Here is a 25,283-nt window from a genome sequence, read left to right on the forward strand (position 1 = left end):
TCAGCTCGGCGGGATGTAGAGCTTGAAACCGGCAGGCAGCTTGTCCGGCGCCCGGTGGCCGTTGTAGATCCGCAGCTCCTCCTCGGTGATGCGGAACTTCTTGGCGACGTTTGCCCAGGTGTCCCCGGCGACGGTCGTGTAGACCGTCTCGCCGGTGCCGGGCTGGGGCTTCGGCTTGGGCTTGGGCTTGTCCGACTTGGCAGGGATCTCGATCGTCGTGCCGGCGATCAGCTTGGTCGGGTCGTCGTAGCCGTTGTGCGCCATCAGCTCGTCGGCGGTGACGCCGAACTTCTTGCCGATGCTGAAGAACGTGTCACCGGCGACGACCTTGTACGTCTTCAGCTTCGGCTTCGCCGCCGGGATCTTGATCTCGCTCCCGGCAAGGAGCTTGGTGGGATCCTCGTAGCCGTTGAGGGCCATCAGCTCGCCCACGTCGACGCCGAACTTCTTCGCGATCCCGGAGAAGGTGTCACCAGGTGCCACGGTGTACGTCTTCTCGGCCGGCTTCGCGGGTGGGCTCACCACGAGCGTGGCCCCCGCCCGGATCTTGGCCGGGTCGACGATCTTGTTCCAGGTCGCGAGGTCACTGACCTTGACGCCGTACTTCTCGGCGATGCCGGAGAGGGTCTCCCCCGGCTGGACGGTGTGGGTCTTCCGCTCCGTCTTTGCCTGATCAACGCTCTGGTGCGCGCTCTGGGTCGATGCCGCCATCGCCGGGGCCGACCCGGCGATCGACGAGCCCACCGAGGCTGAAACGGCCATAACGACCGCACCCGAGATCAAACGCCTCATTCTCTTGGCCATAGCCGTCACAGTAATCCGTTCGGACGCGCACCGGCGCCCATTCGAACCGATCCCCGAAAACATGACCGCCCCGCGACCATTCCGGTCGCGGGGCGGTCAGGTCTGACGTACGTCAGAGGGACTGCAGGATCTCGCGAGCGAGAGCAGCCGTCTCCGACGGGGTCTTGCCGACCTTGACGCCGGCGGCCTCGAGGGCCTCCTTCTTCGCCTGCGCGGTGCCGGCGGAGCCGGACACGATCGCACCGGCGTGACCCATGGTCTTACCCTCCGGCGCGGTGAAGCCGGCGACGTAGCCGACGACAGGCTTGGAGATGTTCTCCTTGATGTAGGCCGCGGCCCGCTCCTCGGCGTCGCCACCGATCTCACCGATCATGACGATGAGCTTGGTCTCGTCGTCCTTCTCGAACGCCTCGAGAGCGTCGATGTGGGTGGTGCCGATGATGGGGTCACCGCCGATACCGATGGCAGTGGAGAAGCCGAAGTCCTTCAGCTCGTACATCATCTGGTAGGTCAGCGTGCCCGACTTGGAGACGAGACCGACCGGGCCCTTGCCGGTGATGGTGTGCGGGGTGATGCCGGCCAGCGACTCGCCCGGCGTGATGATGCCGGGGCAGTTCGGGCCGATCATCCGGGTGGCCTTGCCCTGCAGGTAGGACCACACCTCGGCGGTGTCCTGGACCGGGACGCCCTCGGTGATGACCACGATCAGCGGCATCTCGGCGTCGATGGCCTCGATCGCGGCGTCCTTGGTGAACGCCGGCGGCACGAAGAGCACCGACACGTTGGCGCCGGTCTCCTTCATCGCCTCAGCGACCGTGCCGAACACCGGGAGCTCCACGTCGGCGCCCTGGGCGTCCTTGTGGGTGACCGTGGTGCCGGCCTTACGGGCGTTGACGCCACCGACGATCTGGGCGCCCGAGTCGAGCATCAGGGCGGTGTGCTTCGCACCCATGCCGCCGGTGATGCCCTGGACGATGACCTTGCTGTCCTTGTTGAGGTAGATGCTCATGTTTCTCTCTCCTGACCTCAGGCGTTGGCCAGCTCGGCGGCCTTGTCGGCGCCGCCGTCCATGGTGTCGACGATGGTGACCAGCGGGTGGTTGGCCTCGCTGAGGATCTGGCGGCCCAGGTCCACGTTGTTGCCGTCCAGACGCACGACGAGCGGCTTGGTCGCCTCGTTGCCGAGGATGTCCAGCGCGCCCACGATGCCCTTGGCGACCTCGTCACAGGCGGTGATGCCACCGAAGACGTTCACGAACACGGACTTGACCTGCTCGTCGTTCAGGATGACGTCGAGACCGTCGGCCATGACTTGCGCGTTGGCGCCGCCACCGATGTCGAGGAAGTTGGCGGGCTTCACGCCACCGTGCGCCTCGCCGGCGTAGGCGACCACGTCGAGGGTCGACATGACCAGACCCGCGCCGTTGCCGATGATGCCGACCTGGCCGTCGAGCTTGACGTAGTTGAGGCCCTTGTCCTTGGCCTTGGCCTCGAGCGGGTCCTCCTCGTCACGGATGACGAACTGCTCGTGGTCCTCGTGCCGGATCTCGGAGGCGTTGTCGTCGAGCGACACCTTGCCGTCGAGGGCCTCCAGCTTGTCGCCCTCCAGGCGAGCCAGCGGGTTGACCTCGACCAGAGTCGCGTCCTCCTCGGTGAACACCGTGTAGAGGCTCTGGATCATCGAGACGGCCTGCTCGAAGACGGGCTCCGGGAAGCCGCACTCGGTCGCGATCTCGCGCGCCTTCGCCTCGTCGACGCCCTTGCCGGGGTCGATGCCGATCTTCTTCACGGCGTCGGGGTTGGTCTTGGCGACCTCCTCGATCTCCACACCACCCTCGACGGACGCGATGCAGAGGTACTGCCGGTTCGAACGGTCCAGCAGGAAGGAGAAGTAGTACTCCTCCACCGGCGGGGTCGCCGGAGTGATCAGCACCCGGTTGACCTTGAGGCCCTTGATCTCCATACCGAGGATGTTGGAGGCGTGCTCGAACGCCTCATCCGCGGTCTTGGCCAGCTTCACGCCGCCGGCCTTGCCGCGGCCACCGGCCTTGACCTGCGCCTTGACGACGCAGAAGCCGATCTCCTCGGCGGCCTTCCTGGCTTCCTCAGCCGTCTCGACGACGACACCTTCGGTCACGGCGACGCCGTGCTTGGCGAAGAGCTTCTTCGCCTGGTACTCCATGAGATCCACTGATCCACCTGGTCTGTGTGTTGCGGTACGAGGCGGCGTACCGCAGGGATCAGCGGTCGACGTCCTCGTCTTCAGATGTGTCCGTCCAGCACCTTAGACCCCGTCACGGCGCGGTTACGAGCCCAGGGGCCACGACGTGACGTACGCCACTAGCGGGGCGAGACCCCGGACACACCGGACATATACCAACAAATCGGCAACCTTGAGTAACAGTCCGTAGCCCTGCCCGAGGAGGCCCGTTTGACCCCGTACGGCGGGGCCCGCCCTTCGGGGATCGGCAGGTTTCGACACCTTATCGAGACTCAAACCCGGCCGTAGACACGCGTTTCGGGTGACACGAAGAAGCCGCAATCCAGTTTCGAGTCTGGCGGATATACGCAGATCAGCGACCGATTCGGTGTTCGCCGAAGGTGAAATCAGCGAAACGGGCGTGCCACATTTCTTGACCGCGCCCTCCGGTCCGTTACAGTCATGGCTCGCCGTCTGACCCCGAACAGCGGAGATATGAACTGATGGGCAACCACCGAGCCGACGTCACAAGTGACAGTCCGCGTTCGGTCACCCCTTCCCCCGGAGCAACCACGAGCAGCAGCTACGTCGGGAAGCGGCGCGCAGCGCCGGCGACCGACAGCCCTGCTTCCAGGCCTGCTCCGCGAGCGACCGGATCGACCTCCTACGTCGGGAAGCGACGCGCCGCGCCGTCCCCCGCCGTCGGGACCGCGACACCGACCCCCGCCCCTGAGACTTCTGAAGAGCCGGTCGCCAAGGCCCGGCCCAACCGCGTGGTCCTCGAGCAGACCGGCAAGATGCCCGTCGTCGGGTCTCCCCGCAACGAGACTCCCTTCGAGAAGGACAGCACCGACGGCCGCATCTCGACGGGTGAGCTCCGCGCTCTCGTCGAGGGCGACGGTGGCCCCTCCTTCCCGGCGTCGTTCCCGACGCCGCCCCCGGTCCAGTCCGCGCCCCGGCCGATCGTGCCGACGCAGCGCCGGGCCGCCCAGATCGACCCGGTCCTGGCCGATCTGCTCTCCTCGATGGGCATCGACCCGGACAAGGTGACTCCCGAGGTGCTCGAGGACCTCGGCGTCGGAGGCATGACGACCTCCGAGCTCACCAAGTTCCTGACCCAGCCGACGAAGCCGGCGCCCATGAAGGCCGCGCTGAGCAAGCCGGTCTCGACCAAGACTCCGCCGCGCGGCATTCCGGCAGCTCCCGCGCCGGCCCGTCCCGAGCCGGTGGCACCTGTTGCCCCCGTCGCGCCTTCGGCCCCGGCGGCGCCCGTCGCGCCGGAGCCGTCCTTCCAGGCGCCCGAGCCGACGCACACCCCGAAGCCGCTGCGGATGGCCAACACGTTCTCGCCGCTGACCGGCAAGGTCCGCGCCGTGCGTCAGGCCCGCCAGATCCCGGCTCCGCCGATGGCCCCGGCTCCGGCCTACGAGCCCGAGGTCAGGGAGCCCCGCGGGTTCCAGGAGGCGTTCGACGCGCCGCCGACCTCCTTCAAGATCGACACCACCTCGTTCCCGGCCCCGCCGGTGTCGCTGCCGCAGCAGATCGACTTCGACTCGATGGCGATCGACCTTCCGACCGAGACCTACACCGCGGACGCGCCCTACTACGAGGCGCCGCAGGCCGCCGAGTCGTTCTACCAGGACGACTACACCGGCGACTACGGCCACGAGGCCCACCAGGCCGAGTCCTACTTCCGCGCCGAGACGGGCAGCATCGACCTGCCGAGCATCAGCGAGATCGCGACCTACCGGCCCGAGCTCCACGACCTGCCCGCGGTCGAGACCACCGGCACGATGGTCGGCATCGGTGGTCCCCCCCGGCCGCGCACCCGCCGCGCCGCAGCGGCCGCGGCCGGTGGCCGCCCGACGGTCCCGATGACTGCAGGTGCCGCCGCCCTAGCCGCCGCCATCGGTGGCATCGCGCTGACCGGCGGTCCGACGATGGTCGCCGCCGATGACGTACGCCTCGTCGGAGCCACCGCGCTCGGTGGCGACAGCGACATGGTCGTCGTCGGTGACCGCTCCGCGACCGTGACCCGTAACGACGAGCGCTCCGAGGCCGACACCGCGGCGAGCGACCGGGAGAAGGCGCTCCAGGGCGTCGACGTCCAGGCGGACAAGCAGGACAAGTTCCTCAAGTCCAACCTGTGGGAGCTCCCGATCCCGGCGGGCGTCTACCGCATCACCGGCACCTTCGGCTCCTCGGGCGCCAACTGGTCCAGCACTCACACGGGTCTGGACTTCGCTGCGCCCTACGGCACCCCGATCCACGCCATCGCCCGCGGCACGGTCACCGAGACCGCCTGGGGCGGGGCGTACGGCAACCGGACGATCATCACCCTCGATGACGGCACCGAGATCTGGTACTGCCACCAGAGCGACTACGGCGTCTCCGTCGGCCAGACGGTCTCCCCCGGCGAGGTCATCGGCTACGTCGGCTCGACCGGTAACTCCACCGGCAACCACCTCCACGTCGAGGTCCGCCCCGGTGGTGGTGACGCCGTCGACCCGGACGCCGCGCTCAACGAGCATGGTGTAGACCCCAGCTGACACAGAGCCGAGTCGGCGCAACTGCATGCCTTGGAGCGAAGCGAAGCGAGCGAGGCGTGCCGTTGCGCCGACTCGGCGTACCCCGAGGAGACAGCCGCCTATGCGACTGGCGCCACGTGAGCCCTCAGCCGCCCCGAGTCACAGCTTCTCGACCGGGGCATAGCGGAGAAGCAACCGCTTCACCCCCGTATCCCCGAAGTCGATGCTCGCGACCTGCTTGTCGCCGGAGCCCTCGATGGTGACGACGGTGCCGAGGCCGAAGGAGTCGTGGGTGACCCGGTCGCCCGGGTCGAGCGAGGGCACCGCGCGGGCGGGCTTCGACTTGGCCGCGGCATCCGCGCGCAGGGCGGCCGAGGAGAAGTTGCGGCGCCCGGCGGCCGTGGGCTGGCCGAGACGTTGACCACCGCCCCAGCTGTCCCCGGCGAAGTTGGGCCGGCCCCAGGAGGACATCTCCTTCTCCGTACGCCGCCAGTCGACCAGGTCGACCGGAAGCTCGTCGAGGAACCGGCTGCCCGGGTTGTGCGAGGGCGCGCCCCACGCGGACCGGACGACGGCCCGCGAGATGAAGAGCCGCTTCTCGGCGCGGGTGATGCCGACGTAGGCCAGCCGGCGCTCCTCCTCGAGCTCGGTGCCGTCACCGAGGGCCCGGGAGTGCGGGAAGACGCCGTCCTCCATACCGGTGAGGAAGACCGCGGGAAACTCGAGGCCCTTGGCGGTGTGGAGGGTCATCAGGGTGACCACGCCGTCCTCGTCGTCGGGGATCTGGTCGGTGTCGGCAACCAGCGCGACCCGCTCCAGGAAGTCGGCGAGACCGGGCTCGACCGTGCCGGCGTCGACGTCGGCCGGGTCGGCGCTCGGGGCGGCGACGGGGTCGTCGGAGAACTCGCGGGCCACGGCGACCAGCTCGGCGAGGTTCTCCACCCGGGTCTCGTCCTGCGGGTCGTCGGACTCCTCCAGCGAGGCGAGATAGCCCGAACGGTCGAGCACCGTCTCCAGGATCACGTCGGCTCGCTCGCCGGCGTCGACCATCTGCAGCAGCTCCTCGACCATCGCGACGAAGGCCTTGATGTTGGTCAGGCTGCGGGTGGCCATGCCGGGGGCGTCCTCGGCCTTCTGCAGCGCCTCCCAGAAGGTCAGCCCATCGCGCTCGGCCAGCGCGTTGACGCAGGCCACGGCGCGGTCGCCGATACCGCGCTTCGGGGTGTTGAGGATCCGACGCAACGACACCTGGTCGTCGGGGTTGGCCAGGGTGCGCAGGTAGGCCAGCGCGTCGCGCACCTCCTTGCGTTCGTAGAAGCGCACTCCGCCGACGACCTTGTAGGGCTGGCCGGTGCGGATGAACACCTCCTCGAAGACGCGCGACTGGGCGTTGGTGCGGTAGAAGACGGCGACGTCGGCGGCCTTGAGCCCGCCGTCGACGAGCTTGTCGATCTCGTCGGAGACGAACCGGGCCTCGTCGCGCTCGTCGTCGGCGACGTAGCCGACGATGCGCTCACCGTTGCCGGCGTCGCTCCACAACGCCTTCTCCTTGCGGCCCTTGTTGTTCTTGATGACCGCGTTGGCGGCGGTGAGGATCGTCTGCGTGGAGCGGTAGTTCTGCTCCAGCAGGATCGTGGTCGCGTCGGGGAAGTCCTGCTCGAAGTCGAGGATGTTGCGGATGTTGGCGCCGCGGAAGGCGTAGATCGACTGGTCGGCGTCACCGACCACCATCAGCTCGGCCGGGTCGCTGCGTGGCGCCTCGTCGGCGTAGGAGTCGGTCAGGGCGGTGTCGTCCATGCGATCCGCACAGAGCTCGTGGACCAGGGCGTACTGGGCGTGGTTGGTGTCCTGGTATTCGTCGACCAGCACGTGTCGGAACCGGCGCCGGTAGACCTCCCGCACCTCCGGATAGGCCCGGAAGAGCTCGACGGTCGACATGATCAGGTCGTCGAAGTCGAGGGCGTTCGCCTGCCGCAGGCGCTTCTGATACTCCTTGTAGGCCGCGACGTAGGTCTGCTCGAGGTGGTTGCGGGCGTCCTTCTCGGCCGCCTCGACGTCACGCAGCTCGTTCTTCTGGTCGCTGACCCAGTTGAGCACCTGGCCGGGCTGGTAGTGGCGCGGGTCCAGGTCGAGATCGCTGAGCACCAGCTGCATCAGCCGCTTCTGGTCCTGGGCGTCGTAGATCGAGAAGTTGGACTTCAGCCCGACTTTGTCGATCTCCTTGCGGAGGATCCGCACGCAGGCGCTGTGGAACGTGGAGACCCACATGATCCGGGCGCGCTTGCCGACCAGGGCCTCGACGCGCTCCTTCATCTCGGCGGCGGCCTTGTTGGTGAAGGTGATCGCCAGGATGCTGCCGGGATGGGCGCCACGCTGGGAGATCAGCCACGCGATCCGCCTGGTCAGCACGCGGGTCTTCCCCGACCCCGCGCCCGCGACGACCAGCAGGGGCGCACCCTGGTGCTGCACCGCCGCCTTCTGGGGCTCGTTGAGCCCGTCGAGGAGCTCCTCGGCGCTCGGTCCACGCCGTTGCGTACGTGGCTCGTCGGCCGGCTGCACCGAGGCGAAGGCCTCGAGGCCCGGGATGGAAGCGAGTGGGGTCTGGTCAGGCTTACTCATGCTGCCTCCAGCCTAGGGCGTAGCACCGACAAGTCGTGGGTCGGCGGGCCCTCGAGGAGGGTCAGGAAGCGACGTGCGCGGAGGACCAGAAGACGGCCACGCAGACGTTGATGACCGTGAGGCCGAAGATCGTCCAGTAGAGGCCGTCGGAGATCTTGGGCTTGCGCAGCTGGGACATGACCAGGCCGAGGACCACCAGGCCGATCACGAGCTTCACGCCGACCTTGGCGTGGTCGACCGGACCGTCGCCCATCTCGAGGACGCCGACGAGCAGCAGACCGGCGAGGAACGCGGTGCCGGAGCCGTCGCGCATGAGTCCGTTGGCCACCTTGTCCGGGGCCTTGATCTGCACCAGCAGGCCGCCGAAGAGCGCCGCGAAGCCGAGCAGGTGAATGACGAGCAGGATGTGCCGCACGATCTCCATGGGCAAAGACTAGAGCCCGCGCCTCGGAGCCCATCAAGCGGTACCGCATCGACGCGTTTTCGAACGATCACACGAATTTGATCACATTCGCCTTGGGGAATTCCGGTGCGTCTGCCTACTCTCACCGTGACCGCCACCATCGCTCTCGGCTCCGCAAGGAGGATTCTGACGTGTCATCACCTCGCCCGACCCTGCCCACCGGCGGGTCCAGACCACTCGATCAGCTCCGCCAGATCATTCGCTTCGACGTACCGGCCTCGCTGGTCGTCTTCCTCGTCGCCGTGCCGCTCTCGCTCGGCATCGCCGTCGCCTCCGGTGCACCTGTCGCCGCAGGCCTGATCGCCGCCGCGGCGGGCGGCATCGTCGCCGGTCTGTTCGGCGGCTCCCCGCTGCAGGTCAGCGGCCCGGCTGCCGGCATGACGGTCGTCGTGGCCGAGACGGTCGCCGAGTTCGGATGGGAGGCAACCTGCGCCATCACCGTGATGGCAGGGATGCTCCAGGTCGTGCTCGGTGCCACCCGGCTGGGACGCTACGCGCTGGCGATCTCGCCCACCGTCGTCAGCGCGATGCTCGCGGCGATCGGGATCTCGATCGTGCTCGGCCAGCTCAACGTCGCCCTCGGCGGCCGGTCGCAGTCCAGCGCGTTCGAGAACGTCAAGCACATCATCGGCAACGCGCAGGAGCCCAACATCCACGCCATCCTGGCCGGGCTCGGGGTGATCGCCATCCTGCTCGTCTGGCCACGGCTCCCGCAGCGGATCCGCGCGGTGCCCGGCCAGCTGGTGGCCGTCGTCGCGCTCACCCTCCTCGCGGCCGCGTGGCTACCGGGCGCCGAGCGGGTCGAGCTCGGTGGTGACCTGCTCGACGAGATCGGCTCGGTCGCGCTGCCGGAGGGCACCCCGCTCGCCATCGCCGGCGCGGTGCTGACCGTCGCGCTGGTCGCGAGCGTGGAGAGCCTGCTCTCCGCGGTCGCCGTCGACAAGCTGCACGGCGGCCAACGCAGCAACCTCAACCGCGAGCTCGTCGGTCAGGGACTGGCCAACACCGCCTCCGGCGCCCTGGGCGGTCTCCCCGTCACCGGCGTCATCGTGCGCAGCTCGACCAACGTCGCGGCAGGGGCCCGCACGCGTGCCTCCGCGATCCTGCACGGCGTCTGGGTGCTGCTCTTCGCCCTCGTCCTGGTCGGGCTCGTCGAGCAGATCCCGCTCGCGGCCCTGGCCGGCCTGCTGATCATGATGGGCACCGGCCTGGTCAGGCCCGCCGACATCTCCCAGGCGCACGCCCGAGGCGAGCTCTGGATCTACGCGCTGACCATCACCGGTGTGCTCGCGCTCAACCTCATCGAGGGCGTCATGATCGGCCTGGTCGCCGCTCTGGTCCTGGTGCTGTGGCGGCTCGTCCATGTGCGGATCGACGTACGCCCGGCCGGCCAGGCAGCCGACGGCCGCGAGAAGTGGCTGGTCGAGGTGCACGGCAGCCTCTCGTTCCTGGCGACGCCGACGCTGGTCAGCAGGCTCGACGCGATCCCGGAGGGCCAGCTCGTCGAGCTCGACCTCCTCGTCGACTACCTCGACCCGGCCGGACGCGACCAGCTCGACCACTGGCGAGCCCGCTACGAGGCCGCCGGCGGCACGGTGCTCGTGGAGCACTCCGGGCCGCACGGCGTCGAGGCACCGCATCAGGAACGGGCGCTGAAGGCACCGCCGATCAGCCCGCGAGGGCTGCTTCCGTGGGGCGCCTGGCAGGACGTACGCGCCGACCACACCGACCCGCACCATCCGCTGGCCCTCGGCGTCCGGGAGTACCACCGCCGGCACGCGGCGCCGCTGCGGCCGGTCTACGAGGGGCTGGCCGACGGCCAGGAGCCGCAGGCGGTGTTCCTGACCTGCGTCGACTCGCGGGTCGTACCCAACCTGATCACGTCCAGCGGCCCGGGCGACCTGCTGACGGTCCGCACCATGGGCAACCTCGTGCCCGAACCGAGCAGCACGGACAGCTCCGTCGCGGCGCCGATGCTGTTCGGTGTCGACGATCTCGGCATCAACACCGTCGTCGTCTGCGGCCACTCGCGCTGCGGTGCGATCACCTCAGCGCTGGAGAGCACCCGCGCCGGTGAGGTGCCCGCGGGTCCGGTCGGTGACTGGCTGCGCCATGCCACACCCGCGATCCAGGAGTGGCAGACCGGGCATCCGGTCGGTCTCGCCGCTGCCGCGGCCGGCCGGAGCGAGGTCGACCAGGTCTCCCAGGTCAACGTCGCGGTGATGATCGATCGGCTCGGGGAGCTGCTGGCCGGCCGGGACGTACGTCTCGTGGGGCTGTTCCTGGACATCTCCGACGGCACGCTGCAGATCCTGCGCGGCGACGGGTTCACGACGCTGACCGACGCGGAGACCGACGAGCTCGCCCACCTGATGGAGGCCAGGCCGCCCGAGCCCGCGTGACCGGGACCCCTAGAGCAGGCGGCGGTCGTTGGCCCAGCGGGTGAGCTCGTGACGGCTCGACAGCTGCAGCTTGCGCAGCACGTTGGACATGTGGGTCTCGACCGTCTTGATCGAGATGAACAGCTCTCCGGCGACCTCCTTGTAGGAGTAGCCGCGGGCGATGAGGCGCATCACCTCGCGCTCTCGTTCGGTCAGACGGTCGAGGTCCTCGTCGATGTCGGCGATGGCGATGGTGCCGGCGAAGGCATCGAGCACGAAGCCGGCCAGGCGCGGCGAGAAGACCGCGTCTCCCCCGGACACCCGCTGGATCGCGGCGACCAGCTCGGCGCCGGTGATGGTCTTGGTGACATAGCCGCGGGCACCCCCGCGGATGGTGCCGATGACGTCTTCCGCGGCGTCGGAGACCGACAGCGCGAGATAGCGCGGCGAGCCGTCGACGGCCGGTGCCTTGCGCATCACCTCGACGCCGCCACCACCGGGGAGGTGCACGTCGAGCAGCACCACGTCGGGCTTGCCCTCGGCGATCGCCTTGACCGCGGTGTCGACGTCCTCGGCCTCCCCGACGATCCGGATGACCGGCGACCGGCTCAGCTCGGCGCGTACGCCGGTGCGGAACATCGCGTGGTCGTCGACGATGACGACCTTGACCTCACTCATGTCCGTTCTCCTTCATAGCCGGCCTCCTTCGTGCGAGGCTGCTTCAGCCGCACCTCGGTGCCTTCACCCGGTGACGATCTCACCACAGCCGAGCCGCCGTGGCGCGACATCCGGTCGATGATGCTGTCTCGTACGCCATGTCGGTCCGCGGAGACCTCGTCCAGGACGAAGCCGGCGCCACGGTCGCGGACGAAGACCTCGAAGGCCTCCTCGGTCGCCTCGGCGTAGACGTCGACCCGTCCCGTGCCGGCGTGCTTGGCGGCGTTGGTCACGGCCTCGCGGGTAGCAGCGACGATCGGCCTCACCGTCTCGTCAAATGGCCCGTCGCCGACGACCACCACGTCGACGGTCACGCCGTGGGCGTCCTCGACCTCGGCGGTGGCCGCTTTCAGCGCCGCGGCGAAGGTCTCGTCGGCCTCGGCCGGGGTCGAGAAGAGCCACTCGCGCAGGTCTCGCTCCTGGGCGCGTGCGAGTTTCTGCACCATCGCGGGGTCGCCGGAGTTGCGCTGGATCAGCGCGAGCGTCTGGAGAACGGAGTCGTGCAGATGGGCGGCCATGTCGGCGCGCTCCTGGCTCCGGATCCGCTCCTCGCGCTCGCTGCCGAGATCGCTGGCGAGCTGACGCACCCAGGGTCCGGCGACGAGGAAGCCGGCGCCGAGCACGATCAGGCCGGCGATGACCAGCGCGGTCGCGTTGCCGAGATCGAGCTGGCCGCCCGCGAGGATCACCGCGAAGAGCATGAGCCCGACGCCGACACCGACACGGACGTAGGCCCGCCAGCCGCCCTTGCCGAAGACCATCCGCACCAGGTCGAGGTGTCCGGTGCCATCGATCCAGCGCTCGCGCTGGGCGGCGTCGGCCTGACGCCACAGCAGCGCGACACCGGCCACGCCGAGCATCGCCGGCCAGATCAGCGCACCGGCGCCGAGGACCGTGTCGAAGAGCACGATGGCACCGAACCCGAGCGCGAGCAGCGCGATCGCCGGGCCCTTGTCGACGCCTCCGGGGCGCGAGGACGGGCGGCGACCGCCGCGGGTAGCGCTCTCGCCGCCCGGCGTGGACTGCTCGATGTGGGGCGCGGCGGGGATGAAGATCCACAGGGCGGCGTAGAGGACCACGCCGAAGCCGCTGAACACCGCCGTCACCACGAAGAACGCACGCACGGCCAGTACCGGCAGGCCGAGGTGCTCGGCCAGCCCGGCGGCCACGCCGCCGATCACCGACGCGTCGGTGTCGCGGTAGGCGCGGCGTACGGCCGGCTCCGGGGGCGGTGCCGGCAGCTCCGCCGTCGCATGGGTTGTCGTCATGATGACAACCATCGTCACACCTACAGCGGATGCGTGCCATGAGGATTCACCCTGATCCTGGCTCTTCGAGAACTCAGGGCCGTCCCTGATGGTCTGCGGCGGGCCGAGGGGTCAGAGTAGGGGTGTGACGATCCCGCCCGAGGCGCCGCTGCCTCCAACCCCGGAGCCGCCATCGCCTGTCTCCGAGGCGCGCACCCGCCCCACCGGCGAGCAGCTGCGCAACCTCAGTGGCCTGCGGCGTACGACCCATGCCTCCCCGGAGGGAAGGCACATCGCCGGCGTCGCGGGTGGGATCGCACGCCACTTCGACGTCGACCCGCTCCTGGTGCGGGTGATGCTGGTGGTGTCGGTGTTCTTCGGGGGCTCCGGCGGCATCGTGTACGTCGCGGCCTGGCTGCTGGTGCCCGAGGAGACCGCCGAGGACGGGCTGATCCCGGTCGGGCCTCCGGCCCGCAACCTCCTGCTCTGGATCGCCGGCGGCATCGCGGCGATCTCGCTGCTCGGTGACGCGTTCGGCGACACCAGCGTCCCCTGGTTCTGGCTCGCCGTGCTCGCGGTGGTCGCACTCTGGTACGCCAACCGTGGCAAGTGGGGCCGTCGCAAGCAGGGCGGGACACTGCCCGTCGCACCGACGACCGGTGACGTGGCCGCCCGTGCTCCTGCGGCTCCGACGCGCTATCTTCCGGCGCCGTGGGCGCCTGGCACCTACGACCCGAACGCGCCGATCCGGCCGGCCGGACGCCGGCGCCCGCCGCTGCTGTTCGGCCGGGCCGTAGCGGTCGCCGCGATCGAGGTCGGTGTCCTCGGCCTCGTCGACGTCGCCGGCTGGGCGCAGGTCCCGGCCAGCGCCTACCCGGCCGCGCTGCTGGCCGTCTTCGGTGGCTTCCTCGTGCTGGGCGCGTTCTGGGGCCGAGCGGGCGGGCTGATCTTCCTCGGGCTGGTCTCCCTGGCCGCGCTGCCGCTCACGATGATCGACATGTCGAACCTCGAGACCGGCAGCAGCATCGAGATCCACCCCCGCAGCGTCGCGGCCCTGGAGACCTCCTACGTGGTCGACGCGGGCGCGATCGTCGTCGACCTGAGCGCCATCGACCCGAAGACGCTCGACGGCCACGACCTCGACATCACCAGCTCGTTCGGCGAGATCACCGTGATCGTCCCCGACGACGCCACCGTCGCCGCGGAGGCGACCCTCGGGGCGCTGGGCGAGGCCCAGGTCTTCGACGAGACCCGCAGCGGCCTCGGCGGGTTCGTCCTGGCCCGCACCCATGTCGCCGGGGAGGAAGGCAGCGAGCCCGGCCTCACCGACGACGCCGACCTGCACCTGACCGCGACCGCCGACCTCGGGGCGATCAACATCTACGAGGAGAGCGACCCCAGAGCCGTACGCTTCGTCGGCACGGCCGAGAGGAGGACCCCATGAGCCACGACTACGCCCCGCCTCGCTTCGAGGACAGCGCCGGCGAGCCGAAGCCCACCGGCCGGCACCCGGTCAACATCGGCCACCTCGTCATGGGCCTCGTCTTCCTCGTCTTCGTCGTCGTGTGGGCGCTGGTCGTCAGCGGCACCGTGACCATCCGCAGCATCGAGGACCTCCGCTGGCTGCTCCCGCTCCCCTGGATCGTCGGCGGCTCCATCGGGCTGCTCGCGGCGTTGCTCAGGAAGAACTGACCTCAGCCCGCCGAGGCGTCAGGTACGTCGGCCGAAGCGTCACTCGCGCCGACCGAGTCGGCAGTGCGGTGACGTCTCGCCCGACCGGGGTGACGCCTCAGGAGACGCTGGAGATCTCCCCCGCCCAACGCCCGATCAGCTCGGCCTCGTGCGGAGGCGGGCCGGGGAGGCGGCGGCTGGCCGCGTCGGCGCGCAGGCCGTCGCAGACGAGGGCGAGATAGCGGCGGCGCAGGGCGGCGCTGCGTACGTCGTCCCCGACGTCGATGCGGTCGATCTGCTCGAGGATGACGGCGATGTCGGCCCGGGTGACGTCGGGGCGGAGGATGCCGCTGCCGCGGGCGCCGCGCAGGAGCCGGTTGGTGGTGTCGACGGCGAGTCTGTCCAGGTCACGCAGGTCCTGATCGAGATCGACCTCGCCGCGCAGGGCGAGGGTGAGGCGCGGGAGGCCGTCGTCGAGCACCTGGCGCAGGAAGCCGGTGAAGGCGTGCCAGGGGTCATCGGTGTCGCTCAGCGCCGCCTCCGCGAAGGCGATGTAGCGGCGGTAGTTGTCGGCGGCGACCGCGCGCAGCAGCGCCTGCTTGTTGGCGTAGCGGCGGTAGAGGCCGGCCACACCCATCCCCGCCTCCTCGGCGACCGCGGCCATCGTCGCGCGGGGGTCCCGGAGCAGCACCTCGCGAGCAGCGATCAGGACCGCGCGGTCCGCGTTGAGGGGCGGCATGCCCCACACCCTACGGGGGCGCGCCAGCCTCAGGCGGTCTGCGCGGCTGTGACGTCTGCCAAAGCCGCGATCGGCCGGTTCGGGTAGTCGGCGAACACCCCGTCGACCCCTGCCTCGAAGAGGCGATTCGCCTGGTCGCGACCTGCTTTCAGGGTCCACACGAAGACCTTCAGGCCGTGCCGGTGGGCCTCATCGGCCAGGCCGGTCGGCGGCTGCCCCTTCTTGCGCACCATCGACTTCTTCGGGCCGATGGCCTGGGCGTACGTCGCGATCTCCGCGCAGTCGACCGCACCCCACTTCTTGTCGACCAGCTGCACCAGGGGCAGATCCGTGCGGGTGCTCATCTCACGCACCCACGCCTCGTCGAAGCTCTGCAGCCACAGCCGCTGCGTCGGCAGACCCGGAAGGCTGTTCCAGGCATCGACGCCGTGGTCGGCGAGGGTCTGGAGGAGGGTGTCGGTGACGGGCAGGCCGATGGAGGCGAAGTACGTCGGGTGCTTGACCTCCACGTGCAGCCCGATCCGCCGGCCGCGCCGCTGCGACTCGTCGGCGACGAGCAGCAGCAGCGTGTCGAGCGTGATGATCGGCTGGCTCGTGGTCGGCGCGCCGAGGGTGAGCAGCTCGGCGAAGGTGAAGTCCTCGGTGAACCAGCCGGTCCACTTCTTGCCGCTGATGACCTTGGTCGTACGCCGCTCCGCGAACTCCGGGCGAGAGGCGACGTCCGTGGTGCGGGTGAGCTCGTTCTCGTGCCGGAGCACCATGACCCCGTCACGTGTCATCACCACGTCGGTCTCGAGCGCGTCCACGCCCTGGCGCAGCGCCAGGCGGTAGGACTCCAAGGAGTGCTCCGGCAGGTAGCCGGGTGCTCCGCGATGGCCGATCACAAGGGGGCGGGAGGCCGATGCCATGACACCCAGCGTGCGTGGCGGCAGCGACGCCGCGGCGGGCGCAATGTGAATGGGACGTTACGAGCGGCAGGCCGTTCGGTACGGCACCTTCAGGGCGTGTCCTCGCCGGACCAGACGACGTTCTCGCGGATCAGCCGGGCCGGGACACCGGCCACGGCCGTACGCGGCTCGACCTTCTGGTTGCGGACCATGCTCCGCATCCCGACGACAGCGCCGTCGCCGATCTCCACATGACCGGTGACGATCGCGTCGCGACCGAGCCAGACGTGCTCGCCGAGGCGGATGTGGGCGCCGTACGGATTGATCCGCTGCCCCGTCTCGCCGTCCTCGAGGCGGTGCATGTCGTCGGTGGCGACGTAGACGTTGGCGGCCCAGAGCTGGTCGGGGGCGGTGACGATCGAACCGCCGTTGCGGGCGTCGATCTGCGCGCGCGAGGTGGCGACGAGGCCGCCGGAGAGGATCACCGACGAGTCGCCGCCGCAGTAGATCTCGCCCCAGACCATGCTGGTGTCCGGGCCGATGAAGATCGTCGGCCGGTCACCACCGACCAGCAGCGCCTGCATCGAGGTGATGTCGGTCGCGACCACGATCAGCGCGTCGGAGAACGGGTAGAACCCGAGCAGGTCGATCAGCCGCTCGTCGAGCCGGAAGCCGTCGCGCAGGTAGAGCGCGTTGCCGCCCTCGTGCCACCACTCGGGCAGCGGCCCGGTGATCTCGCTCAGCTCCAGCCCGACGAGCACCTCCGGCGCGAGCCCCGCGGCGATGAGCCGCTCCCGATGTACGTCGGTGAGCGGCTCACCCCTGGTCCAAGACATGCCGGGAACCATAACCCGGTCCGCGCCAGCTCTTAGCTCGGGTACATCCCGCTGGTCACGTTGAGCCAGGTGCCGGTGATCGCGCCGGCGCCGTCGGAGGCGAGGAAGGTCGCGGTGTCGGCGACCTCCTTCAGCCGCGGCGAACGCTTGGTCATCCGCAGCTCGTCGAGGTTGGCCAGGATCCCGGCGAGCGCCTCCTCCGGGAGCCTCGTCCCGACGACCCGCTCGAACTTCTCCGCGGTGAAGGTCTCGGTGATCCCGGCGGTCCAGATCCCCACGACGCGTACGCCGGAGGGCCCGACCTCCGCGGCCAGGTCCCGCACCAGCGCGTCGAGCGCGCCGTCGGCGGCGCTGGTCCCGCCCATGCCCGGCGCCGAGCCACGCGCGGAGCCGGAGTCGAGGGCCAGCACGACGCCGCGGCCCTGCGTCACCATCTGCCGGGCGGCCGCGCGAGCGGTGTGGAAGGAGCCGGTGATGCCACGCAGGACCGGTTGGTTGTAGTCGGCGGCCGAGATCTCCAGCAGCGCCTGACCCTGGATGTCGCCTCGGTCGGCGACGTTGAACGAGATGTCGAGCGAGCCGGTCTCGGCGACGACCCGCTCCACGAAGGCGACCACGGCGTCCTCGTCGAGGATGTCGACCACGCCGTATCCGGCAGCGCCGACCTCCTCGGCTCTGGCCGCGAGCGTCGCCTCGGTGCGACCCGCCAGATAGACCTTGGCGCCCGCGTCGGCGAAGGCCTTCGCGGTGGTCGAGCCGATGTCGCCCGCGCCGCCCCAGACGATGGCGGTGCGGTTCTGAAGCTGTGCGTTCACGATGTCTCCTGAGCTGTCCTCACACACCCGGTGTGCGTGATCTGCCCGTTAGGACGTACGCCACCTCGTCCACTCATCGGGTGCCCCAGAACTTTTTTCGATCGGTGCTCAGGTCAGCGCCTGCGGGAGCCCGAAGGCGGGGAAGAGATGCGGCTCGAACGTGGTGATCTGGGCGACCCGGCCGTCGACCACCCGGAGCACGTCGAGCACCTGCGGCCGGTAGATCGTGGTCCCCGGGCGGCGTACGTAGCCGGCGACCGCGGGCATCCGGTTCGCGCTCGCCGGAAGGAAGCGCCATTCGCCGAAGTAGGTCGGTGAGGACGGGTCCAGACTGGGCAGCACGAAGTCCATCAGCGACTGCCGGGTGGTGAACCAGAACGGGTTCGGCGGCATCGTCAGCACCGCGTCGCTGGTCAGCAGGTCGGCGATCCCCTCGCGCCAGTTGCTCGCCCCTGCCGCGATGTAGGCATCGATGACCTTGCGCTCCTCCTCGGTGGGCCCCTCGGTGCGCCAGGCCGACCGGTCCTCGGGCAGATGACGGCGCAGCGCCGGCTTGGCCCGCTGCAGCAGGGAGTTGACCGTGGGGACACTGACCGAGAGCGCGGCCGCGGTGTCGGCGGCCGACCAGCCGAGCACCTCGCGGAAGACGAACACGGCGCGCTGCTGCGGGGTCAGGTGCTGGATCGCGGTGAGGAAGACCAGCTCGATCGTCTCCCGCGCGACCGCCTCCTCCTCCGGGCGCTCCGGCTCGAGCAGGGAGTCCGGGAACGGCTGGAGCCACTCCAGCAGCTCCGGGGGCTCACCGGTGCCGTGGTCGAACCCGGGCAGCGGGGCGTACGTCCTCGGCCGGCGCTCGTTGCGGCGCAGGAAATCGAGGCAGGTGTTGGTCGCGATCCGGTAGAGCCACGCTCGCATCGCCTCGGGGTCGGTCAGCTGGTCGCGGCGCTCCCACGCCTTGACCAGGGTCTCCTGCACCAGGTCCTCGGCCTCGTCGAAGCTCGCGACCATCCGGTAGCAGTGCACCCGCAGCTCGCGCCGGTGCTTCTCGGCGGCCTCCACGAACGGGTCGGTCATCACGCTCATGGCTGGGAGCGTAGAGCCTGACACCCACACCGGAAACGGAATTCGCAACCGGTCTCAAACAGGTGCAACGCAAGTTAAATGGGCGGCGTAGTAGGTATGTGGGGCGGTCCTCCCAGGGCCCCGGCTCTGATTCCCAGCCGGGGCCCTGGCCTTGCCCGGGGCCCAGGGTCAGGGCTCAGACGAGAGCCCGGAGCTTGGGGAGGATCTCCTCACCGTAGAGCTCGAGGAACTTCGCCTGGTCCGGACCCGGAGCGTGGAAGACCAGGTGGGTGAAGCCCATGTCGAGGTATTCCTTGATCCGGGCGACGTGCTCGTCCGGATCGGTCGAGACGATGAACCGCTTGGCGGTCGCCTCGGTCGGGAGCGCGTCGGCGAGACGCTGCATCTCTACCGGGTCCTCGACGGAGTGCTTCTGCTCGGGGCTGAGGCCGAGGGCGCCCCAGAAGCGGGTGGCCTCCATCGCCTGCTCCAGGTCGTGGTCGAAGGAGACCTTGACCTCGATCATCATGTCGACGTCGTCCGGCTTGCGGCCGGAGAGCTCGATCCCGGTGCGTACGGCCGGAAGCAGGGTGTCGGTGTAGAGCTCGGCGCCCTTGCCGGAGGTGGTGATGTAGCCGTCACCGGCACGGCCGGCGTACTTCGTCGCCGCCGGGCCCGAACCCGCCAGGTAGATCGGCACCGGCGTGGAGGGCTTGTCGTAGATGGTCGCCCGGTCGAGCTGGTAGTAGTCACCGTCGAAGGTGACCCGGTCCTCGGTCCAGAGCTTCTTGATGACGCGCACGGCCTCGCGGAACCGCGCGAAGCGCACCTTGCCCTCGGGCCACTCCACACCCAGCGGCGCCTCGTTCATCGCCTCACCGGTGCCCATCCCGAGCACGACACGGTCGGGGAAGAGCGAGCCCAGGGTCGCGAACGACTGCGCCACGATCGCCGGGTGGTAGCGGAACGTCGGGGTGAGCACCGAGGTGCCCATCACGATCCGCTCCGTGCGCGCGCCGAGCGCGCCCAGCCAGGTCATCGCGAACGGCGCGTGTCCGCCGTCGTGCCGCCAGGGCTGGAGATGGTCGGAGATGAAGACCGAGTCGAAACCCTGCTCCTCCGCCATCACGCCGTAGTTCAGCAGCTCCGTCGGTGCGAACTGCTCGTTGGACGCCTTGTATCCGAACCTGATCTCCGTCACACGGTCACGGTAGCCTCCTCGGCATGAAGCTTGCGATGCCCTTGACCTACTTCGGCAACCCGCGTGACACCGCAGACCAGGTCGTCGGCCTGGAGAAAGCAGGGCTCGACCAGCTCTGGGTCGCCGAGCCGTACGGCTTCGACGCGGTCTCGCTGCTCGGCTACCTGGCCGCGAAGACCGAGACGGTCGAGCTCGGCGCGGGCATCCTCAACATCTACAGCCGTACGCCGGGAGCGCTGCTCCAGACCGCGGCCGGCCTCGACAACGTCTCCGGCGGGCGCGCGATCCTGGGCCTCGGCGCGAGCGGGCCCCAGGTCATCGAGGGCTTCCACGGGGTGGCGTACGACAAGCCGTTGGCCCGCACCCGCGAGATCATCGGGCTCCTGCGCGCCGGGCTGCGCGGTGAGCGGCTGCAGAGCGACGGGCTCTACAAGATCCCGCTGCCGGCCGACCAGGGCACCGGCCTCGGCAAGCCCCTCAAGCTGCTCAACCGGCCCGAGCGCGCCGACACCCCGATCTGGGTGGCCGCGCTGGGCGACAACAACGTCGCCATGACCGCCGAGGTCGCCGACGGCTGGCTCCCGTTCCAGTTCCTGCCCGACAAGGCCCGCGACGTCTGGGGCGAGGCGATCGACAAGGGCCTGGCCAAGCGCTCGCCCGACCTCAAGCCCTTGGAGATCTCCGCCGGCGGCCTGCTCGCCATCACCGACGATCCCGACGAGGCCAAGCGCCATCGCGACACGATGCGCGGCCTGCTCGCGCTGTACGTCGGCGGCATGGGTGCCCGCGGCAAGAACTTCTACAACGACATGGCCGTGAAGTACGGCTTCGGCGACGCGGCCAAGAAGATCCAGGACCTCTACCTCGACGGTCACAAGCGCGACGCCGAGGCCGAGGTCCCCGAGGCCTGGCTCGAGGCGGGCAACCTGGTCGGACCGGAGTCGTTCGTGAAGGAGCGGATCGCGGCGTTCAAGGAGGCCGGCGTGACCAGCCTCCAGGTCACTCCCGCCGCCGGCACCGACGGTCTCGCGTCGATCGCCCAGGTCAAGGAGTGGCTGGTCTGACCTCCCGGCCGGCTGTGACCTCGCTTACCCCCACGGCCGGCCCGGCCGTCCCCCTGTGACCTTGCCCCCACGGGCATTGGTTGCATGGACGCATGTCTGAGCGGATCGGCGCCCAACTCGCGACCAGCATCACCGGACCCGTCACGAAGTGGGTCGTGCTCGGCTTCTGGCTGGTGATGCTGGTCCTGATGGGTCCGCTGACCGGCAAGCTCGGCGATGTCGAGTCCCACGACAACTCCGACTGGCTCCCGGCCGACGCGGAGTCGACCCAGGCGATCGACGAGCTCGCCAAGGTGCAGGATCCCGACGATCTGACCACGACGATCGTCTACCACCGTGAGGGTGGTCTGACGAAGGCCGACTACACCGCGATCGTGCTCCAGATCCCGGAGATCGCATCGCTGGACGGGGTGACGAGCCAAGCGAATCCTCAGTCGCAAGAGGATGGATCTCGACAGGCTCGATCACCGGTGATGCCGGCGATCGCCTACCCGACCGGGGAGAAGAAGGGCCAGAAGCACGGCCTGGTCTCCGCCGACGGCGAGGTCGCCACCGTCTCGCTCGTGGTCAACTACGCCGACGAGGACCCGACCGCGCTGCTCGACCTGCGCGACGACCTGGTCGAGATGACCGAGATCGACGGCGTCGACGTCTACATCGGCGGTGCCGGTGGCTCCACCGCCGATCAGATGGAGGCGGGTGCCGGGATCGGCGGCGCGCTGCTCTACGCCGCTGCCGGCGTGGTCATCGTGATCCTGCTGATCACCTACCGCAGCCCGGTGCTCTGGTTCCTCCCGCTCGTCTCGGTGCTGGTCGCGCTGGTCGTGTCGATGGGCGTCGTCTACCTCTGCGCGAAGTACGCCGGGCTGACCCTCAACCAGATGAACCGGGCCATCCTCGACGTGCTCGTCTTCGGCGCCGGCACCGACTACGCGCTGCTGCTCATCGCCAGATATCGCGAGGAGCTCGGCCGGCACCAGGACCGGCACCGCGCGATGGCGGCGGCGCTGCGCGGCTCGGCGCCCGCGATCATCGCCTCGGCGGGCACGGTCACCGTCGGCATGCTCGGCCTGATGGTCGCCACCATGGGGTCCACCGCCAGCCTCGGCCCGGTCTGCGCGATCGGCATCGTCGCCGGGCTGGTCGTGATGCTGACCCTGCTCCCGGCACTGCTGGTGATCACGGGCCGCTGGGTGTTCTGGCCGGTCAAGCCGGCGTACGGCACCACCGGCGAGAAGCACGGCGGCGTCTGGACCCGGCTCGGCGGGTGGATCCAGAAGCGGCCGCGAGCGGTCTGGATCGGCACCGCCGCGGTGCTGCTGGCCTGCTGCGGCGGGCTCTCGATGCTCAACATCACCACGCTGGACAGCTCGGAGACCTACACCAAGGACTTCCCGTCGCTGATCGGCGACCGGGTGCTCGAGGAGCACGATCTCGGCGACCCGTCCAACCCGATCCAGGTCGTCTCGGCCCGGGGCAGCGAGAAGGACGTCGTCGAGGCGCTGGCGAAGGCCGGCTACGAGGGCGTGACCCCGGTGACCGACGGCACCCACGAGGTCGCGCTGACCGCGGTCCCGCTGTCCACCGACCCGATGTCGAAGGCGTCTTTCGACACCGTCGAGGACGTACGCAGCGTGGTCCACACCGTCGAGGGTGCCGACGCACTGGCCACCGGCACCGCCGCGATCCAGCTCGACATGGCCGCAGCGACCGACCGGGACACCAAGGTGGTGATGCCGCTGGTGCTGGGCCTGGTGCTGATCATCTTGATGATCCTGCTGCGCTCGGTCCTCTCCCCGCTGCTGCTGATGGCCACCGTCGTGCTCAGCTTCGGCGCCGCGCTCGGTCTCTCCGCGGTCGTCTTCGAGGCGATGGGCTTCGCCGGGCAGGGGCGCGAGTTCCCGCTGTTCGTCTTCGTGTTCCTGGTCGCGCTGGGCATCGACTACAACATCTTCCTGATGCACCGGGTCCGCGAGGAGGCCCTTGCTGGAGAGGCCAGTGGGCACGGCGACACCCGGCGCGCCTCGCTGGTCGCGCTCTCGGCGACCGGCGGGGTCATCACCAGCGCCGGCATCGTCCTGGCCGCGACGTTCGCGGTGCTCACCACGCTGCCGCACGTGAGCTTCATCGAGATCGGCCTGGCGATCGCCCTCGGCGTGCTCCTCGACACCCTCGTCGTCCGCTCCATCCTGGTCACCGCCCTCAACCTCGACCTCGGCGACGTCATCTGGTGGCCGAGCCGACTCGCCCGCGCGCGAACGAACTTTCGTTCACCGCCAAACCCGCGAACGAACTTTCATTCACCCATGGATCCGCGAATGAACTTTCGTTCACCCACAGGTGCGACTGGCCCGAGACCTCCCGGTGACCTCCGAGGCCGCCGCGATCCTCGCCGTTACTGAAGGCTCGGCTGCGGATTCCGCGAAGTGTCTTTACGATGTGCCCTACGACTCGGGTCGCTCGGCCCGGTCGCTCCACTTCACTGACATGCGGGGCGTACGACATGGGGCCAGACGACCAGGACAAGACGAGACCCGGCACGCCGCGGCCCACCCCGCCGCCGGCGTCTGAGCCGGTCAACCCGGTCGACCCGGACGCGACCCGGATCCCCAGCGCGCGCCCCACCCCACCGCCTCCGCCGCCTCCGCCGGCCGGACCCCCGGCGATGGCGCCCCCGACGGCGCCTCCGCCGTCCTCTCCTCCCCCGGCGCAGCCGCCGACCGCGCCGCCGACCGCGCCGCCGACCGCGCCGCCGACCGCTCAGCCACCGGCAGCACCGCCCCCGCCGCCACCCACGATGGCGATGCCCGCGGCACCGGCGAGCGGCTACGGTCCGCCGCCGGGACAACCACCGGTGGCGTACGGCTCGACCTACGGGCTGCCGCCGCACCACCAGCCGAAGAAGAGCAACAAGGGGCTGCTGATCGGTCTGGGCGCCGCGGGCGCGGTGGTGCTGGTCGCGCTGCTCGGCACCGGGGCATGGGCGTTCTTCACCGGGCGCCTGGGCTTCGGTCCGCTCAGTGCCGAGGACAAGAAGGCGGTGACCGCCATCGCCGCAGACGCGCCGAAGCCGGCCTGGGCCTCCGAGGGCGACGCGAAGTGCGCCGCCGAGCAGCTGGTCAAGGACGAGCGCAGCGACGCTCTGCGCAAGGCCGGGCTGATCCAGACCAGCGGCGAGACCGTCACCTACACCGGCGCCTGGCGCGGGCAGCAGGCGACGACGTACGCCGAGGGTCTGCTCTCCTGCGCCGGCGACTGGAGCAAGGCGATCGGCAACGAGTGGGCGCTGACCGACACCGGCTGCCTGGGCGACGTCGACGAGTCCGCGATGGCCGGCCTGATCACCACCCAGGTCATGGAGGTCGAGGACGCCGGCGTCCAGAAGCAGGCCGACAAGGCAGTCTCGGCGCTGGACGAGTGCTACACGAGCGACGAGCTCACCGCGCCGACCGCGACGGCCACCCCAGCCGTGCTCGGTGTCGACTTCTCCGTCAAGGGCCCGTCCGTCGAGGGCAGCGAGGTGGTCCTGCGGGCGAAGTCCGCCGATGCCACCGAGTGGACCCCGGTGTCGGGCGGGAAGGTCAACATCCCCGTGCGCGAGGGCGGCCAGGAGGGCTGCGCCACCTTCGAGGCGTCGATCAGCTACCCCTGGGGCACCACGAAGACCAGCGAGACCGAGGCCTGCGGCAAGGCGAAGGACCGCCGGCTGTGGTGGACCAAGGACAAGTCCTGCGCGCAGCCGAAGTTCGCCCCGTGCAGCTCCTGGACGCTCCACTACGAGGGCTACGAGCTCCTGTCCAGCGTCACGATCAAGCTGAAGCTCAACGGCGGCAACTGCCAGTCCGCATCGGGTTCCTGCTCGGACACCGCGTTCGTGACCAAGCCGAGCGGCACCTGGACCAACTGGACCGCACCCAAGGGCTGGAAGGACCGGTTCACTGCGGAGGTCGACGGGCTCACCGCCGTACTTCCTAACTAACGCCTTAACAATTGGTCTCGCCCGTGGCGTTGGGGCGCGACGATCGTTGACGGGACGCTAGGGTTTCGGCA

The 25,283-nt window shown here is 69.8% G+C and carries 20 protein-coding genes; 7 read left to right on the plus strand and 13 right to left on the minus strand.

Features of this window, described 5'->3' with window-relative positions:
- The 3 genes from OG984_RS15885 to sucC all read right to left on the minus strand — a co-directional run bounded on the left by OG984_RS15885 (position 1) and on the right by sucC (position 2,994).
- Positions 1-762: a lytic transglycosylase gene (locus OG984_RS15885; RefSeq protein ID WP_328527267.1), complete on the minus strand. Its 762-nt coding sequence runs from the start codon at positions 760-762 to the stop codon at positions 1-3.
- A 154-nt stretch (positions 763-916) separates the two neighbouring features.
- Positions 917-1,813, minus strand: coding sequence for a succinate--CoA ligase subunit alpha (gene sucD, locus OG984_RS15890; protein WP_008364062.1), 897 nt, complete (start codon positions 1,811-1,813; stop codon positions 917-919).
- A gap of 17 nt (positions 1,814-1,830) precedes the next feature.
- Entirely contained in the window at positions 1,831-2,994 is a 1,164-nt protein-coding gene (gene sucC / locus OG984_RS15895) for an ADP-forming succinate--CoA ligase subunit beta (protein ID WP_328527268.1), read from the minus strand.
- Positions 2,995-3,776: 782 nt separating this feature from the next.
- Between sucC and OG984_RS15900 the strand changes: the two genes are divergently transcribed.
- Positions 3,777-5,552, plus strand: a complete 1,776-nt coding sequence (locus OG984_RS15900; RefSeq protein WP_328527269.1) for a M23 family metallopeptidase — start codon at positions 3,777-3,779, stop codon at positions 5,550-5,552.
- A 138-nt stretch (positions 5,553-5,690) separates the two neighbouring features.
- On the opposite strand, the gene pcrA is transcribed toward OG984_RS15900, so the two are convergent.
- Together pcrA and OG984_RS15910 are read right to left on the minus strand one after the other, a co-directional pair.
- The gene (gene pcrA, locus OG984_RS15905; protein WP_328527270.1) at positions 5,691-8,150 is read right to left on the minus strand and encodes a DNA helicase PcrA; all 2,460 of its coding nucleotides are present in this window, start codon (positions 8,148-8,150) and stop codon (positions 5,691-5,693) included.
- Between the two features lie 61 nt (positions 8,151-8,211).
- Complete coding sequence (locus tag OG984_RS15910; RefSeq protein WP_196875478.1) at positions 8,212-8,574, minus strand: hypothetical protein; 363 nt, start codon at positions 8,572-8,574, stop codon at positions 8,212-8,214.
- Between the two features lie 170 nt (positions 8,575-8,744).
- On the opposite strand from OG984_RS15910, the gene OG984_RS15915 reads away from it, so the two are divergent.
- The gene (locus tag OG984_RS15915; RefSeq protein ID WP_328527271.1) at positions 8,745-11,015 is read left to right on the plus strand and encodes a bifunctional SulP family inorganic anion transporter/carbonic anhydrase; all 2,271 of its coding nucleotides are present in this window, start codon (positions 8,745-8,747) and stop codon (positions 11,013-11,015) included.
- 9 nt (positions 11,016-11,024) lie between these two features.
- On the opposite strand, the gene OG984_RS15920 is transcribed toward OG984_RS15915, so the two are convergent.
- Complete coding sequence (locus tag OG984_RS15920; RefSeq protein WP_091052906.1) at positions 11,025-11,672, minus strand: LuxR C-terminal-related transcriptional regulator; 648 nt, start codon at positions 11,670-11,672, stop codon at positions 11,025-11,027.
- A complete protein-coding gene (locus OG984_RS15925) occupies positions 11,669-12,979 on the minus strand; it encodes a PspC domain-containing protein (RefSeq protein ID WP_328527272.1) in 1,311 nt (436 codons plus the stop codon). The genes OG984_RS15920 and OG984_RS15925 overlap by 4 nt, the downstream gene beginning before the upstream one ends.
- A 124-nt stretch (positions 12,980-13,103) precedes the next feature.
- Here OG984_RS15925 and OG984_RS15930 point away from each other — a divergent pair, with 124 nt between their 5' ends.
- Together OG984_RS15930 and OG984_RS15935 are read left to right on the plus strand one after the other, a co-directional pair.
- Positions 13,104-14,402 (plus strand): PspC domain-containing protein, encoded by a 1,299-nt coding sequence (locus OG984_RS15930; RefSeq protein WP_328527273.1) that lies wholly within the window; start codon positions 13,104-13,106, stop codon positions 14,400-14,402.
- Positions 14,399-14,650: a hypothetical protein gene (locus OG984_RS15935; protein ID WP_328527274.1), complete on the plus strand. Its 252-nt coding sequence runs from the start codon at positions 14,399-14,401 to the stop codon at positions 14,648-14,650. The genes OG984_RS15930 and OG984_RS15935 overlap by 4 nt, the downstream gene beginning before the upstream one ends.
- 97 nt (positions 14,651-14,747) lie before the next feature.
- Here the strand turns inward: OG984_RS15935 and OG984_RS15940 are convergent, their stop codons facing one another.
- The 6 genes from OG984_RS15940 to fgd all read right to left on the minus strand — a co-directional run bounded on the left by OG984_RS15940 (position 14,748) and on the right by fgd (position 20,169).
- Positions 14,748-15,368, minus strand: a complete 621-nt coding sequence (locus OG984_RS15940) for a TetR/AcrR family transcriptional regulator (protein ID WP_328527275.1) — start codon at positions 15,366-15,368, stop codon at positions 14,748-14,750.
- Positions 15,369-15,397: 29 nt separating this feature from the next.
- Positions 15,398-16,276 (minus strand): glycerophosphodiester phosphodiesterase family protein, encoded by an 879-nt coding sequence (locus OG984_RS15945; RefSeq protein ID WP_328527276.1) that lies wholly within the window; start codon positions 16,274-16,276, stop codon positions 15,398-15,400.
- Between the two features lie 89 nt (positions 16,277-16,365).
- Positions 16,366-17,091 carry an acyltransferase gene (locus OG984_RS15950; RefSeq protein WP_328527277.1) on the minus strand — a complete coding sequence of 242 codons (726 nt, stop codon included), beginning with the start codon at positions 17,089-17,091 and terminating at the stop codon, positions 16,366-16,368.
- A 32-nt stretch (positions 17,092-17,123) separates the two neighbouring features.
- Positions 17,124-17,906 carry an SDR family NAD(P)-dependent oxidoreductase gene (locus tag OG984_RS15955; protein WP_328527278.1) on the minus strand — a complete coding sequence of 261 codons (783 nt, stop codon included), beginning with the start codon at positions 17,904-17,906 and terminating at the stop codon, positions 17,124-17,126.
- 108 nt (positions 17,907-18,014) lie between these two features.
- A complete protein-coding gene (locus tag OG984_RS15960) occupies positions 18,015-18,989 on the minus strand; it encodes an RNA polymerase subunit sigma-70 (protein WP_328527279.1) in 975 nt (324 codons plus the stop codon).
- A 175-nt stretch (positions 18,990-19,164) separates the two neighbouring features.
- Positions 19,165-20,169 (minus strand): glucose-6-phosphate dehydrogenase (coenzyme-F420), encoded by a 1,005-nt coding sequence (gene fgd / locus OG984_RS15965; protein WP_328527280.1) that lies wholly within the window; start codon positions 20,167-20,169, stop codon positions 19,165-19,167.
- Positions 20,170-20,192: 23 nt separating this feature from the next.
- Between fgd and OG984_RS15970 the strand changes: the two genes are divergently transcribed.
- The 3 genes from OG984_RS15970 (at position 20,193) to OG984_RS15980 (ending at position 25,212) form a co-directional block, all read left to right on the plus strand.
- A complete protein-coding gene (locus tag OG984_RS15970) occupies positions 20,193-21,233 on the plus strand; it encodes an LLM class F420-dependent oxidoreductase (protein ID WP_008364088.1) in 1,041 nt (346 codons plus the stop codon).
- 92 nt (positions 21,234-21,325) lie between these two features.
- On the plus strand, positions 21,326-23,635 hold the full coding sequence (locus tag OG984_RS15975; protein ID WP_328527281.1) for an MMPL family transporter: 2,310 nt from the start codon (positions 21,326-21,328) through the stop codon (positions 23,633-23,635).
- Between the two features lie 101 nt (positions 23,636-23,736).
- On the plus strand, positions 23,737-25,212 hold the full coding sequence (locus OG984_RS15980; protein ID WP_328527282.1) for a hypothetical protein: 1,476 nt from the start codon (positions 23,737-23,739) through the stop codon (positions 25,210-25,212).
- Positions 25,213-25,283: the final 71 nt, after the last annotated feature.

This window comes from Nocardioides sp. NBC_00368 (genome assembly GCF_036090055.1).
In the GTDB taxonomy this organism is placed as follows: Bacteria; Actinomycetota; Actinomycetes; order Propionibacteriales; family Nocardioidaceae; genus Nocardioides.